The organism is uncultured Gemmiger sp. (assembly GCF_934561205.1).
GTDB lineage: Bacteria > Bacillota > Clostridia > Oscillospirales > Ruminococcaceae > Gemmiger.
Genome location: NZ_CAKTFU010000004.1, coordinates 12,566 through 25,639 on the forward strand (window position 1 = coordinate 12,566; position 13,074 = coordinate 25,639).

General features: G+C 59.7%; 14 protein-coding genes. 10 read left to right on the forward strand and 4 right to left on the reverse strand.

All coding sequences use genetic code 11. From position 1 onward, the window contains the following. Positions 1-13: 13 nt before the first annotated feature. From Q0I19_RS03345 to Q0I19_RS03375, 7 genes are read left to right on the forward strand one after another with little or no spacing between them, the layout of a single operon-like run. A complete protein-coding gene (locus Q0I19_RS03345) occupies positions 14-484 on the forward strand; it encodes a divergent PAP2 family protein (protein ID WP_294759077.1) in 471 nt (156 codons plus the stop codon). A gap of 36 nt (positions 485-520) precedes the next feature. Next, complete coding sequence (gene dxs / locus Q0I19_RS03350) at positions 521-2,395, forward strand: 1-deoxy-D-xylulose-5-phosphate synthase (RefSeq protein WP_294759041.1); 1,875 nt, start codon at positions 521-523, stop codon at positions 2,393-2,395. Next, positions 2,392-3,213 (forward strand): TlyA family RNA methyltransferase, encoded by an 822-nt coding sequence (locus tag Q0I19_RS03355; RefSeq protein WP_294759040.1) that lies wholly within the window; start codon positions 2,392-2,394, stop codon positions 3,211-3,213. Before dxs ends, Q0I19_RS03355 begins: the two co-directional genes overlap by 4 nt. Positions 3,214-3,235: 22 nt before the next feature. Then, complete coding sequence (locus tag Q0I19_RS03360) at positions 3,236-4,075, forward strand: NAD(+)/NADH kinase (protein ID WP_294759038.1); 840 nt, start codon at positions 3,236-3,238, stop codon at positions 4,073-4,075. Positions 4,076-4,080: 5 nt separating this feature from the next. Further along, the gene (locus tag Q0I19_RS03365) at positions 4,081-4,542 is read left to right on the forward strand and encodes an arginine repressor (protein WP_294759037.1); all 462 of its coding nucleotides are present in this window, start codon (positions 4,081-4,083) and stop codon (positions 4,540-4,542) included. 24 nt (positions 4,543-4,566) lie between these two features. Further along, positions 4,567-6,234, forward strand: coding sequence for a DNA repair protein RecN (gene recN / locus Q0I19_RS03370; RefSeq protein ID WP_294759036.1), 1,668 nt, complete (start codon positions 4,567-4,569; stop codon positions 6,232-6,234). Positions 6,235-6,246: 12 nt separating this feature from the next. Continuing rightward, positions 6,247-6,738, forward strand: coding sequence for a cob(I)yrinic acid a,c-diamide adenosyltransferase (locus tag Q0I19_RS03375; RefSeq protein ID WP_294759034.1), 492 nt, complete (start codon positions 6,247-6,249; stop codon positions 6,736-6,738). Between the two features lie 46 nt (positions 6,739-6,784). Here Q0I19_RS03375 and Q0I19_RS03380 read toward each other — a convergent pair whose 3' ends face one another. Next, positions 6,785-8,725 (reverse strand): NAD(+) synthase, encoded by a 1,941-nt coding sequence (locus Q0I19_RS03380; protein ID WP_294759032.1) that lies wholly within the window; start codon positions 8,723-8,725, stop codon positions 6,785-6,787. 156 nt (positions 8,726-8,881) lie between these two features. Between Q0I19_RS03380 and Q0I19_RS03385 the strand changes: the two genes are divergently transcribed. From Q0I19_RS03385 to Q0I19_RS03395, 3 genes are read left to right on the forward strand one after another with little or no spacing between them, the layout of a single operon-like run. Further along, complete coding sequence (locus Q0I19_RS03385; protein WP_294759030.1) at positions 8,882-9,079, forward strand: helix-turn-helix transcriptional regulator; 198 nt, start codon at positions 8,882-8,884, stop codon at positions 9,077-9,079. 3 nt (positions 9,080-9,082) lie between these two features. Beyond that, entirely contained in the window at positions 9,083-9,559 is a 477-nt protein-coding gene (locus Q0I19_RS03390; protein ID WP_294759029.1) for a DUF6773 family protein, read from the forward strand. Then, complete coding sequence (locus Q0I19_RS03395; RefSeq protein ID WP_294759027.1) at positions 9,546-10,526, forward strand: type II CAAX endopeptidase family protein; 981 nt, start codon at positions 9,546-9,548, stop codon at positions 10,524-10,526. The genes Q0I19_RS03390 and Q0I19_RS03395 overlap by 14 nt, the downstream gene beginning before the upstream one ends. A 48-nt stretch (positions 10,527-10,574) precedes the next feature. On the opposite strand, the gene Q0I19_RS03400 is transcribed toward Q0I19_RS03395, so the two are convergent. The 3 genes from Q0I19_RS03400 to dapB are packed head-to-tail and all read right to left on the reverse strand — an operon-like array spanning position 10,575 to position 13,023. Continuing rightward, positions 10,575-11,030: an ACT domain-containing protein gene (locus Q0I19_RS03400; RefSeq protein ID WP_294759025.1), complete on the reverse strand. Its 456-nt coding sequence runs from the start codon at positions 11,028-11,030 to the stop codon at positions 10,575-10,577. A gap of 20 nt (positions 11,031-11,050) precedes the next feature. Further along, complete coding sequence (locus tag Q0I19_RS03405) at positions 11,051-12,259, reverse strand: CapA family protein (RefSeq protein WP_294759023.1); 1,209 nt, start codon at positions 12,257-12,259, stop codon at positions 11,051-11,053. Beyond that, a complete protein-coding gene (gene dapB / locus Q0I19_RS03410) occupies positions 12,256-13,023 on the reverse strand; it encodes a 4-hydroxy-tetrahydrodipicolinate reductase (RefSeq protein WP_294759021.1) in 768 nt (255 codons plus the stop codon). The genes Q0I19_RS03405 and dapB overlap by 4 nt, the downstream gene beginning before the upstream one ends. Positions 13,024-13,074: the final 51 nt, after the last annotated feature.

Consider the following 13,074-nt stretch of genomic DNA (forward strand, 5'->3'; position numbering starts at 1 on the left):
GTGAGCGATCTTGATGCATCTGCTGACCACTGCGCTGAACTGGAACTATGTGCTGGTAACGGCCATTTCCGCTTCGCTTACGGCGCAGTTTATCAAAGTTCTACTCAATCTTTTTATTTTTCACCGCTTTATTGCCGAGCGCATGTGGGGCGCGGGCGGTATGCCCAGCTCCCACTCGGCAACGGTCTGCGCCATGGTCGTGGCGACGGGGCGCTACTGCGGCGTAAACTCCGCCGTGTTTGCCGTGGCGGCAGTGCTTTCCATCATCGTTATGTACGATGCTATGGGTGTGCGCTACGAAACCGGCGAACAGGCCAAGCTGCTGAACCGTATGTTTGCCGAGTGGATGGACCAGGAAAGCGAAGCCCTGCCCTTTTTGAAAAACGGAAAAAAGCTCAAGGAGATGGTGGGACATACCCCCATCGAGGTGCTTACCGGCGCCGTGCTGGGCATATTGATCGGCTTTGCGATGCCGATGCCGTAACAGGCAGTAAATACAAAAAAAGAGGTGTCTATCTGTATGCAGACTGATCTTCTGGACAAGATCCAAGCACCGGGTGACATAAAAAACCTGCCGGCAGAGGATATGCCGGCTTTGTGTGAAGAAATCCGAAATTTCCTGATTCGCAGCGTCACCGCCACAGGGGGGCATCTGTCCTCCAACCTGGGTGTGGTCGAGCTTACCGTGGCGCTGCACCGCGTCATGAACTTCCCGCAGGATAAACTCCTGTTTGACGTGGGTCACCAGTGCTACACCCACAAGTTGCTCACAGGCCGCCGCGCAGGCTTCTCGCAGCTGCGCGGAAAAGACGGGATATCGGGTTTTCCCAACCCCAAGGAAAGCAACTGTGACAGCTTCATTGCCGGGCACGGCAGTGCGGCGCTTTCGGCTGCCATCGGCATGGCGCAGGCCAAAAAAATCAAGGGCGAGCGCGGCAAGGTGGTCGTCATTATAGGCGACGGCGCATTCACCGGCGGTATGGTCTATGAGGGCATGAACAATGTCAGCAAGCTGGACAATCTGGTCGTGATTTTGAACGACAACAAGATGTCTATCTCCAAAAACGTCGGGCAGATGGCCAACTATCTGACCCGCCTGCGCACCGACCCCAAATATTTCCACGTTAAGGCGCATATGGAAACCGCGCTCGAGCGCATTCCCGTAGTCGGTGATGCCATGGTCAGGGTGCTGCAGGACGGCAAGCAGTTTATCCGCCGCGGCATCTACAAGCAGGCCACCCTGTTTGAGGAGATGGGCTTTCAGTACATCGGCCCTGTGGACGGTCATGACGTCGAGCTGCTCAGCCGTATGCTTTCCAATTTGCGGGAGCAGTATGCCCCGCTGTTTCTGCATGTCGTCACCCAGAAGGGCAAAGGTCTGAAACCGGCCGAGGAAAACCCCGGCGAGTTTCACGCCGTGGGCAAGCTGGACCTAAGCCACCTGACCGACCCCGAACTTTCGCCGTCGGACTCCTTCTCGTCCACCTTTGGCCAGACGCTGGCAGAGCTGGGCAGCGAGGAACCGCGCCTGTGCGCCATCACGGCCGCCATGAAATACGGCACGGGGCTGAACTTCTTCAAGCAGGCGCACAAGGAACGCTTTTTTGACGTCGGCATGGCCGAAGAACACGCCGTCACCTTCGCGGGCGGCCTGGCAAGCCAGGGGCTGCTGCCGACCGTGGCCATTTATTCAACGTTTTTCCAACGTGCCTACGACCAAATTATCCACGACGTCAACCTGATGCAGCTGGATGTACTGTTTTCCGTGGATCGCGCGGGGCTTGTGCCCGGCGACGGCGAAACGCATCAGGGCATCTATGACCCGGCATTTTTCTCCGGCGTCGGCATCCCTGTGTACGCGCCCGCCAACTATGCGGAGCTGCGCTACTGGCTGGGCGTGCTGGTCAGGGAATGCCGCGGCCCGCGCGCCATCCGTTACCCGCGCGGCGGCGAAAGCACCGCACTGGCAGCACTCGGCTGCAGCGAGCAGCCGTTCGATATTTACAAGGGGGCAGCGCCCGCCAAAACGGCCATCATCAGCTACGGCGCCGAAACCGAGGAAGTCCTGTCGGCGTGTCAGGAGCTGGCAGACAAGGGCTGCCGCGCCGACGCCGTCAAGCTGGTGCAGCTGTACCCGCTGCCCGAAGGGCTGGTGCAGGCCCTTTGCGGGTATGACACCATCCTGTTTGCCGAGGATACCATCCGCACCGGCGGCATCGGCCAGCAGCTGGGCTTTGCCCTGCAGCAGGCGGGCTGGCAGGGACGTTACCTGCTGCACGCCGTAGATAACGCACATCTTTTGCACGCCAAGGTGCCGGAGCTGCGCGCCGACCAGAAGCTGGACGCCGCCGCACTCTGCCGCGCCCTGCTGCAAACTGAGGAGAATCCGCAATGAGTAAGATACGCCTGGATCAATACCTGTGCCAGAACGGGCTGGTGCAAAGCCGCGAACGCGCCAAGGCGCTGATCATGTCCGGCATCGTCTTTGTCAACGAGCAAAAGGCAGACAAGGCGGGCGAGATGATCGCCCCCGATGCCAAGGTCGAGGTGCGCGGGCACGACATCGGCTATGTCAGCCGCGGCGGGCTCAAGCTGGAAAAGGCCATGCAGGTGTTCCCGATGCGCCCGGACGGCAAGGTCTGTATGGACATTGGTGCCTCCACCGGCGGCTTTACCGACTGTATGCTGCAAAACGGCGCCGTCAAGGTGTACGCCGTGGACGTGGGCTACGGGCAGCTTGCGTGGAGCCTGCGCACCGACGAGCGCGTCATCAATATGGAGCGCACGAATATCCGCAATGTCACGCCGGAGGATCTGCAGGAACCCGTTGAATTTTTCAGCGTAGATGTGTCTTTTATTTCGCTCAAGCATATTTTCCCGGTGGCGGATGCCATCTGCACGCCGGGCGCTGTGGGCGTATGCCTGGTCAAGCCCCAGTTTGAAGCCGGGCGCGAAAAGGTCGGCAAAAAGGGCGTTGTGCGCGAAGCTGCCACCCACCGCGAGGTGTTGGAGATGGCGCAGGGCTACGCCCTTGCCAACCACTTTGCCCCGGCAGGCCTGGATTTTTCGCCCATCAAGGGCCCTGAGGGCAACATTGAATTTTTGTTGTTTGTGCAGCACTGCGAAACCCCGCAGCCGCTGCCCGACGGCGTGATCGAACAGGTCGTGGCAGCCGCCCATGCGGCGCTGGACAAGACCCCCAACCTGCACTAAAGACGAAAGGGGAGCCGGGCAAATGTCGGTTCTGTTGATCCCAAACCCCACCAAGGACGAGGGGCTGACCGTCACCCGCTGTGCCGCGCAAATTTTGCAGCAGGGCGGACAGACGGTACTTATGCCCGATACCCTGCAAAGCGGGCAGCCGCTGCCGGGTGTTGTCTATCTGCCGGAAGCCGACGCCTACGCCAAAGCCGACCGTGTGGTAACAGTCGGCGGGGACGGCACACTGCTGCGGGCGGGCAAGACCTGCGCGCGGCTGGGGCTGCCGGTCTTGGGGGTAAACCTGGGACGAACCGGCTTTCTGGCAACCTGCGAGGTCGCCGAGCTGGAGGATAAGCTGCAGCGGCTGGCTGCCGAAGAATTTTCCGTCAGCCCCCGCCTTATGTTAAAAGCCGAAACCGAGGGCTGGCAGGCAGAGGCAGTCAATGACGTGGTCATTTTCGGGCACAGCCGTCTGCACCCCATGGACTACCGCGTCCTGTGCGACGGCACCCCCGTGGGGCGCTACCGCAGTGACGGGCTGATTTTTGCCACGCCCACCGGCAGCACGGCGTATTCGTTTTCGGCGGGGGGGCCGGTGCTGGACGCCGATGCCCCCGTACTGGTGCTGACCCCCGTTTGCAGCCACGATGCAGGGGCTGCGCCCATCGTGTTCGGCCGCGGCCGAACGCTGGAGGTCACGGCGGATGCCGACAACCGCGACCTTTGTTATGCCTGCGCCGACAGCGACGCCCGATGCGATCTGCACCCCGGCGAAACGCTGCGTATCACCGCAGCCGAAAATACATTGAATCTTGTCAGCTTTGCCAAAGCTGAACAATTCGACGCACTTGCCAATAAATTGATGAGGAGATGACCTTGATGAAAAGCGCGCGCCATCAAGCAATTTTGGATCTGATCACCCAGCATCCGATCGACCGCCAGGAGGAGCTGATCGCCCACCTGCGCGAGGAAGGCTATGACGTTACCCAGGCCACCGTGTCCCGCGATATCCGCGAGCTGCAGCTGGTCAAGACCGCCATGCCCGACGGAAGCTACCGCTACATGCCCGCCGCCGCATCCGGCAAGGTGGCACATTCCCCCAGCCGGTTTGAGATGATTTTCCGCGAGTCGGTGCTGAAAATCGACTACGCGGGGCATATGGTGCTGGTCAAATGCTTTTCCGGTATGGCCAACGCCGCCTGCGAGGTATTTGACGCCAAGCAGTGGGACAACGTTGTCGGCACACTTTCCGGCGATGACACGTTCTTTATTCTGATGCGCAGCGAGGAGGACGCCGCAGCCATCTCCAAAGAGCTGCAGCGCTATCTGCGCAAAGTCTGATACCGTAAACTGGGGGACTGACCGATGCTGTCAAACCTGAAAATTGAAAATGTAGCCGTCATCGAAAAAGCCGAGGTGCATTTTACCCCCGGCTTTAACGTGCTTACGGGTGAGACGGGCGCGGGCAAGTCCATCCTGATCGACTCCATCAACGCCATTTTGGGCAACCGCACCTCCCGCGAGCTGGTGCGCAGCGGTGCGCAAAAGGCGTGTATTTGGGCGACGTTTGAGGATATCCCGCAGTCGGTAAAAAAGCAGCTGGAAAAATGCGGCTATGAGGCTGCCGACGACCTGCTTTTGTACCGTGAGATCAACGCCGAAGGCAAGGGCAGCTGCCGTGTCAACGGTATGCCCGCGACGGCGTCGGTGGTGCGCGATATCTCGGCAGGGCTGCTTTCCATCCACGGTCAGCACGACAGCCAAAGCCTGACCAACCCCGCCTTGCACCTGGGGCTGCTGGATCAGTACGCCCGCAACCAGGAGCTGTTTGCACCCTACTACGCGCAGTACCGCGAGCTGATCGGCATCAAGCGGCAGCTGGACGCGCTGAACGCAGGCGAGGCAGACAAGCAGCGCCGCATCGAAGCCCTGACGGCGGAAATCGACGCCATTGACGCCGCCGCCCTGCAGCCGGGCGAGGAAAAAACCTTGCAGGAACGCAAAAATGTGATCACCCACGCCCAAAGCATTTTGCAGGGCATCACCGCCGCGCATATGGCGCTGGCAGGGGACGAGGACGGCGAACAAAGCGGTGCCGCCGACCTTTTGGGTGGTGCCGTGGACGGGATGCAGAACAGCGCCCGCCTGGATGAATCGCTGGTACCCTTATCCGAGCGCTTGAACGAGCTGTACTATAACGCCCGCGACCTGGCCACCGAACTGGCCGACAGGCTGGACGCCTACGGCTTTGACCCCGGCGAGCTGGATCAGATCGAAAGCCGGCTGGATGTCATCTACCGCATCAAGCAGAAATTCGGCATGGAGGTCGAGGAGCTGCTGGAACGGCGGGAGGCAGCCGCCCGCGAGTTGGAAACCTTCCAGACCTCCGGCGAAAAAATCGCCGAGTTGAAGGCCAAAATGCAGGCGCTGTACGCCGACGCCAAAAAAAGCGCCGAGGCGTTGACCCAAAGCCGCCTGCAGGGCTTTGCCGCCATGAACCGCGAAATGCGCGCCGCACTGGAATTTCTGAACATGCCGGGTATCCGCTTTGCCCTTAAACACAGCAGGGGGGCGCTTGGCTCCCACGGGCAGGACACGGTGGAATTTCTCATCTCCACCAACCCCGGCGAGGACCCCAAGCCGCTGGCAAAAATTGCCTCCGGCGGCGAGCTTTCCCGCATTATGCTGGCGTTCAAAAGCGCCCTGGCCGACCGCGACGCGCTGCCCACCGTCATTTACGATGAAATCGATACCGGCGTATCGGGTCTGGCGGCGGGGCGCATCGGCCAGCTGCTGCATCAGACGGCGGCAGGGCATCAGGTGCTGTGCATCACCCACACGCCGCAGGTGGCGGCCTTTGCCGATAACCAGCTGCTGATCCAGAAAAACGTCAGCGGCGAGCGCACCTACACCGAAATTCACACCCTGGATATGGACGGCCGTGTGCAGGTATTGGCGCGGATGATTTCCGGCGATAAAGTCAGTGACCTGAGCCTTGCCAGCGCGCGGGAGCTGATTGAAAAATCCCGATAAAAGGGGGCTGTCATGCTGCATCTGTATTTTGGTAGCGGCAAGGGCAAGACCACAGCGGCGGCAGGGCTTGCGCTGCGCGCGCTGGGACACGAAAAAAAGGTCGTCATCGTGCAATTTTTGAAGGACGGCACCAGCGGCGAGATCGAACCCCTGCGCCGTTTGGGCGCAGCCGTTTTTGCCTGCCCCAACGCAAAATTCACCTGGTTGATGACGCCGCAGGAAAAGGCGGCGGCGCTTGCCCACAACACAAAAACGCTGGAAGTCGCCCTGCAAATGCCCTGCGACCTGCTGATTCTGGACGAGGCGTGCGCCGCGCTGCGCGCAGGGCTTTTGCCCGAAACACTTTTGCAAAAGGCGGTTCTGAACGCACCCTATGAAGCCGTTTTGACGGGGCGCGACCCGGCAGACTGGATGCTGCAAAGCGCCGATTACATCACCGAGTTCACCGCCCGCCGCCACCCGTATGAAAAAGGCATCCCCGCCAGAGAAGGCATAGAGTACTAAAAAATCCCTGTAAAGCAACTTCGCTTTACAGGGATTTTTACTTTATTTAATCCGCTTGCAGGGTTTCCAGCTCTGCCATCCACAGGGTGTTGCAGGCATCGCTCGGCATACGCCAGTCGCCGCGGGGCGACAAAGTCACCGAGCCGACCTTGGGACCGTCCGGCAGGCAGCTGCGCTTAAATTGCTGCGCAAAGAAACGGCGGTAGAAGTTTTTCAGCCACGCCAGCAGTACCTCCGGCTCGTATTTGTCCGCAAAGGCGGTGCGGGCAAGGCGGTAAATTTTGGCAGGCGGGAAGCCGAACCGCAGCACATAGTACAGGTAGAAATCGTGCAGCTCATACGGGCCGACCAGCTTTTCGGTCTGCTGGGCAATGGTGCCGTCGGCGGCGGTGGGCAGCAATTCGGGGCTGACCGGCGTGTCCAGAATATCCAGCAGCACGCTGCGCAGGGTTTCCTGCCCGCAGGTGTCGGCGACATACTGCACAATGTGGCGCACCAGCGTTTTGGGTACGCCCGCGTTGACGCCGTACATGCTCATATGGTCGCCGTTGTAGGTCGCCCAGCCCAGGGCCAGCTCGCTCAAATCGCCGGTGCCGATGACAAAGCCGCCGTTTTTGTTGGCGTAGTCCATCAACTCCAGCGTGCGCACGCGGGCCTGGCAGTTTTCAAAGGTGACGTCATAGCTTTCGGGGTTCTGACCGATATCGGCAAAGTGGCTTTGTACGGTCTTTGTAATATTGATTTCCCCAAAGCTCACGCCCAAGGCCTCGCACAGGATTTCGGCGTTGGAGCGTGTGCGCCGGGTCGTGCCGAAGCAGGGCATCGTCAGGGCGACAATGTCCTTGGCGTCGCGTCCCAGCACCTTGCAGGCGCGCACCGCCACCAGCAGGGCAAGGCAGCTGTCCAGCCCGCCGGAAATGCCCACCACTGCGCACTTGGCGTGGGTATGCTCCATCCGCTTGGCAAGCCCCTCGGCCTGGATGCGCAAGATCAGCTCGCAGCGCTCGGCGCGGGCGGCGGTGTCCTGCGGCACAAACGGCGTGGGGGAAACCGGGCGCGTCAGGCTGATTTCCGCGTCACGCAATTCAAATTCCACGGTGGTGTAGCCGGAGGTTTCGGGGCAGAAGCTTGTATTGCGCATACGCTCCTGCTGCAGGCGGCTCACGTCCAGCTCGGTCACGGCGGCACCGCCCGCAAACGGGCGGGCTTCGCTCAGCAGGCTGCCGTTTTCGGCAATCAGGTTGTGGGCGGCAAAGGTCATATCGGTGGTGCTTTCGCCGTGTCCGGCGTCGGCATACAGGTAGGCGGCCAACAGACGCGCGCTCTGCCCGCAGACCAATGCACGGCGATAGTCCGCCTTGCCGACGGTTTCGTCGCTGGCGGAAAGATTGGCGATCACCGTTGCGCCCGCCAGCGCGTGGCGGCAGCTGGGCGGCACGGGCGCCCACAGATCCTCGCACACTTCAACGCCCAGCACAAAATCCGGCAGCTGCTTGCAGGCAAACAGCAAGTCGGTGCCGATCAGCGTTTCCTGCCCGGCAAACTCGATGCACTCAGCCTCGCGCATGGCGGGCACAAAGTGCCGCTTTTCGTAAAATTCGCCGTAGTTGGGCAGATAAGTCTTGGGTACAAGCCCCAGCAGCTCGCCGTGGCAGACGACCGCCGCGCAGTTGTAAAGCTTGGCGTTGTGGCGCACAGGCAGCCCCACCAGCGTGAGGATGTCCAAATCCACGCTGGCGCTCAGAATATCAGCCAGACCTTTTTCGGCACCCTGCAAAAGGGTAGCCTGCAAAAACAGGTCGCTGCAGGTGTAGCCGGTCAGGCAGAACTCCGGCAGGCAGAGCAGCTGCACGCCGTTGGCGGCGTGGGTGCGCATGGTGTCGATAATTTGCTGTGCATTGTAGGCGCAGTCCGCCACGCGCAGGGCAGGGCTGGCAGCGGCTGCGCGGACAAAACCGTTTTCAAAAGCGGAAAAACTGTACTTCATAGGAAAGCTCCCTTGTATCAGATATATATTCTATGATAGCACAGCGGGCGGCTGACCGCAAGTAAAATTATATCAAACAAAATGTAATATATACTTGACATAATGAAAGAAATATGATACGGTATAGCCACAGCAAAACAAAAGGAGCATATCACTATGGCAAAAAACCTGATGCTGAAGGCCGCCCGCGCCCAAAAGGATATGACGCAGGCAGACCTGGCGGCGGCGGTGGGTGTGTCGCGGCAGACCATCAACGCCATTGAAAAAGGGGAGTATAACCCTACGATCAACCTGTGCCGCAGCATCTGCAGGGTGCTGGGCAAGACATTGGACGAGCTGTTCTGGGAGGAATAAGCAATGAATCTGAAGGAATTTTTTAAGCACGACAATCTGGACGAAATGCAAAAACAGACCCTTTTAAAAATCGAGTCCCGTGGCTTCGGGGCGTTGTGGGTGCTGCTGCTGGCGGCGCTGATTATCGAAAGTCTGCTGGGCTTTACCCCGCGGGAGATGGCGGCGGAATTCTTTATCTTTATGCTGGGGTGCGCCTATACGCTCATTAGTGATCTGCGTGCCGGTATCTGGGATCGTCACCTGAAGGCGAACACGAAAACCAATGCGGCTGTGGCCGTTGTGGGCGGTGCTGCCGTGTTTGTGTGGGGGCTTATCAAATTTGTGGAGTTTGGCGTGGGTGTTGCGGTGCTGTTGGCGGTATTTATGGGGGCGTGTACCTGGGTGCTGTGCTTTGCATTGCTGCAGCTCAGCATGCAGGCTTACAAAAAACGCCACGCGGAACTGGAAAACCCGAAGGAGGACGACGATGAAAACGAATAAAAAAGAGCTGACTGTCTTTGCGCTCTGTGCTTACGCAATTCCGTTTCTGATGATGCCGCTTTTGTACATCTGCCTGCAGAACGGGCAGGACACCTCGATTTTTGCCAACGCCCAGATGTTCTACCCGGCGGCGGGTGTTATGCTGGCGTTTTTGCTGGCAAAGCGGCAGGATATCCCGAAGCGGTTTTACATATTGCACCTGCTGGCTACAGCTATTATGCTGATTATGAGCGTGCTGTCCGCCGTTATGCCGCAGGCACCGTGGCTGGGGATTGCCAACTTCGTTATTATTATTGCGTCGGTGCTGGGCTGGATTTTCCTGCTGACCGAGAAAAAGGAAAAGCGCGAAGCCTACGGGCTGCGCCTGCACGGCAAGCTTATAACAGCGCTGGGCATCTGCGTTTATTTCCTTGCGGTCAAGACCGGTATGGTCTTTCTTTCGATGGCGATGCAGGGCGGCGATAGCTGGGCTGAATATCTGGCTTATTGGCGCACAGCTGCACCGTGGGTCATCGCGGTGGCACTTATACCGAACTTCTTTTTGAGCTTTCTGCCGTTTTTTGGCGAGGAATACGGCTGGCGCTACTACCTGACGCCCGCCCTGCAAAGCCGCTTCGGCGCACGGCGCGGCGCGTTGGCGGTGGGTGTGCTGTGGGGGCTGTGGCATCTGCCGCTGAACCTTTTCTTTTACAGCCCGGAAACCTCCCTGCAGAGCATCGCGTCGCAGCTGATTGTCTGCGTGACGATGGGCGTGTTCTTCACGTTTGCTTATGAAAAATGCGGCAAAAACATCTGGGTGCCCGTACTGCTGCATTACCTGAACAACAATATGATCCTCGTCTGGACAGGCACGGCGGATATCGGCAATCAGGTCATCGCATGGGGCGATGTTGCAATCAGCGCCATTATGTATGGGGTTGCATTCCTGCCGTTTCTGGCGGCAAAGTGCTACCGTAAAAACAAATAAAAAACAGGTGCAGCCCTTCAATGGGGCTGCACCTGTTTTTGACTGTCGTTAAACGGCAAATGCCTTGTGCAGGGCGGTCAGGGCACCGTCCTCGTCCTGCTGGCGGATCAGCAGCGAAATATCAAGGTCGCTGGTGGTGATCAGCGCGATCTCGATATCGACCTCCGCCAGCGCCGCCAAGGCGCGGGCGGCAACGCCGCAGCTGGTGACCATATCCTCGCCGAACAGGTTGATTTTGCAGTACCCGCCCGAAACCAGCGGGGGATTGACCTTGGCGGCGGCGGGCAGGGCTTTCATGACGGCGGCAAAATTGTCGTTGGCGGTGGTAAAGCTGAAATCCACCGCGGCGCCGCGCGGGGCGCTCTGGCAGATCATATCCACCACAATGCCCGCATCGGCGAACACCTTCAGGTAGCCCGCAAGGCTTTGGGCGCTGTATTTTGCGCCGGGAAACGTGGTAAGCAGGATATCCTGCTCGCTGCTGATTTTGCTGACACCGTACATAAAAATGCCGTCCTTTCGTATTATTCTAACGTAAGATACTGCTCGTCAATGCTTTGCCGCAGCACGTTTTCTATGTAGTCGCGGCTTAAAGTAAAGCAGCCGTGCGCCGCGCCCAGCTCGTCCGTGTAGGCGGGGTAAGGGTAGACGCGGATATTCTGGTACCCGGCTTCGTATTGCGTCACAACGCAGTGCAGCTTGGGGTCCAGCATCGCCACGGCGCTGCTGCCGTCGGGCTGGGTGGTCTTTTCAAAGGTGATGTCCAGCACCGCGCCGATGACATTGTCCGCGCTGGACTGGGCGTTGGCAAAGTTGCCCAGGCTGTACGCCACAAAGGTCCGGTTGCCGTTGGCCCCCGTCAGCCATTCGGCGTTCTGGGTCACATGGGGGTGGGTGCCGATGACAAGGTCAACGCCCTGATCCGCCAGCCACTGGGCGGTGTCCTTCTGAAAATCATTCACCGTGTGGCTGCCCTCGGTACCCATATGGCAGCTGACGATCAGCACATCGCAGTGGGGGCGCATATCGGCGATCTGCTTGGCAATCGTTTCGCGGTCGCTTAAGTAGATCACGCCGTGTTCGGCTTGGCTCGGCGTCGGGATGCCGTTGGTATGCTCGGTGTAGGAAAGATAGCCGAAGGTAATGCCATTCACGGTCTGGTAGACGTACTCGGTGGGGTCCGCCAGCGTGTAAAAGCCCATGTAGCGCACGTCCTCCGGCATGGCTTCCCAGTGCTGCAGCGAAGCCTCAATGCCCGCCGCGCCCTTGTCGTAGCTGTGGTTGTTGGACAGGCTGAACACACGGAACCCCAAATCATACAGCGCATCGGTAATGTCGCCGGGGGTGGAAAAGCACGGGTAGCCGCTGGGGGCAAATTCGTCGTTGACCAGCGTTTCCTGATTCAGCCAGTTTACATCAAACTGGCTGTAGAATTCCCGCATATTCTCATACACATAGGAAAAATCATAGTACCCGTCGGTGCCGCGCTGGCGCGCCTGAATATACAGCCCGTCGTGGATCAAGTCATCCCCCGTGGCGGAAAACCGCACCGTGTCCACCGTGGGGGTGGGTTCGGGCGTCGGCTCCGGCGTGGGTTCGGGGGTGGGCTGCACGGTCGCTGTCGGAACAGGGGCGGAAACCGGCGCGGTCGGCTCGGTCAAAAGCGAACCTGCCACCACGCCGCAGACCCCCAGCGCGATCACGCAGCAGGCCAGAATTTCGTTACTTCTCATTCGCACGGCAGCTTACCTCGCAGCAAATCGGTCATGGCATACATACCGGGCTGCTGCCCGTCCAAAAACAGCGCTGCCTGAATGGCACCCTCGGCAAAGACGGTGCGCGCCCCGGCGCTGTGGCTCAGGGTCAGGACTTCCTCGGCGCCGCAGAACAGCACCTCATGCTCGCCCACAATGCCGCCGCCGCGCACGGCGCTGATGCCCAGCTCCTTGTCGCCGCGCTTTTGCCGCACCTGCGAGCGGTCGTAGACATATTCGTACTGCCCGCCCGCCTCGGCGTTGATGGCGTCGGCGATCATCAGGGCGGTGCCGCTGGGGGCATCCAGCTTGTTGCGGTGGTGCTTTTCAACGATTTCAATGTCGTACTCACTGCCCAGAACGCGGGCGGCCTGCTTGGCAAGCTCGATCAGCACATTGACGCCCAGCGACATATTGGCGCTGCGGAAGATCGCCGTTTTTTCGGCAGCCTTCTGCAAAATGTCCAGCTCCTCACTGCCCAGACCCGTGGAGCAGATGACGCAGGGCATACCGTGCTCTGCGCCCCAAGCGGCGGCGGCTGCCGCCCCGGCGGGGGAGGAAAAATCGATCACAATGCCATTGCAGGCAACGTCCTGCCAGCTTGCGTACACCGGGATCTCTCCCACGCGCCCCGCCTCGCGGTCCACACCGGCGGCAACGCGGCAGTCCGTGCGGGCGGCAATTTTTTCCACAAGGGCGCGACCCATGCGCCCGTAAATGCCCTGAATGATAATGTCCGTCATATCGGAAAATTCCTTTCGTGTTTTACAAAATCAGCCCGCGGCGTACCTGCG

What these genes read in the sequence shown, in the direction of transcription:
- Q0I19_RS03345 (WP_294759077.1), top strand. Translation starts at nt 14, where the DNA reads ATGCATCTGCTGACCACTGCGCTGAACTGGAACTATGTGCTGGTAACG.
- dxs (WP_294759041.1), top strand. Translation starts at nt 521, where the DNA reads ATGCAGACTGATCTTCTGGACAAGATCCAAGCACCGGGTGACATAAAA.
- Q0I19_RS03355 (WP_294759040.1), top strand. Translation starts at nt 2,392, where the DNA reads ATGAGTAAGATACGCCTGGATCAATACCTGTGCCAGAACGGGCTGGTG.
- Q0I19_RS03360 (WP_294759038.1), top strand. Translation starts at nt 3,236, where the DNA reads ATGTCGGTTCTGTTGATCCCAAACCCCACCAAGGACGAGGGGCTGACC.
- Q0I19_RS03365 (WP_294759037.1), top strand. Translation starts at nt 4,081, where the DNA reads ATGAAAAGCGCGCGCCATCAAGCAATTTTGGATCTGATCACCCAGCAT.
- recN (WP_294759036.1), top strand. Translation starts at nt 4,567, where the DNA reads ATGCTGTCAAACCTGAAAATTGAAAATGTAGCCGTCATCGAAAAAGCC.
- Q0I19_RS03375 (WP_294759034.1), top strand. Translation starts at nt 6,247, where the DNA reads ATGCTGCATCTGTATTTTGGTAGCGGCAAGGGCAAGACCACAGCGGCG.
- Q0I19_RS03380 (WP_294759032.1), bottom strand. Translation starts at nt 8,725, where the DNA reads ATGAAGTACAGTTTTTCCGCTTTTGAAAACGGTTTTGTCCGCGCAGCC.
- Q0I19_RS03385 (WP_294759030.1), top strand. Translation starts at nt 8,882, where the DNA reads ATGGCAAAAAACCTGATGCTGAAGGCCGCCCGCGCCCAAAAGGATATG.
- Q0I19_RS03390 (WP_294759029.1), top strand. Translation starts at nt 9,083, where the DNA reads ATGAATCTGAAGGAATTTTTTAAGCACGACAATCTGGACGAAATGCAA.
- Q0I19_RS03395 (WP_294759027.1), top strand. Translation starts at nt 9,546, where the DNA reads ATGAAAACGAATAAAAAAGAGCTGACTGTCTTTGCGCTCTGTGCTTAC.
- Q0I19_RS03400 (WP_294759025.1), bottom strand. Translation starts at nt 11,030, where the DNA reads ATGTACGGTGTCAGCAAAATCAGCAGCGAGCAGGATATCCTGCTTACC.
- Q0I19_RS03405 (WP_294759023.1), bottom strand. Translation starts at nt 12,259, where the DNA reads ATGAGAAGTAACGAAATTCTGGCCTGCTGCGTGATCGCGCTGGGGGTC.
- dapB (WP_294759021.1), bottom strand. Translation starts at nt 13,023, where the DNA reads ATGACGGACATTATCATTCAGGGCATTTACGGGCGCATGGGTCGCGCC.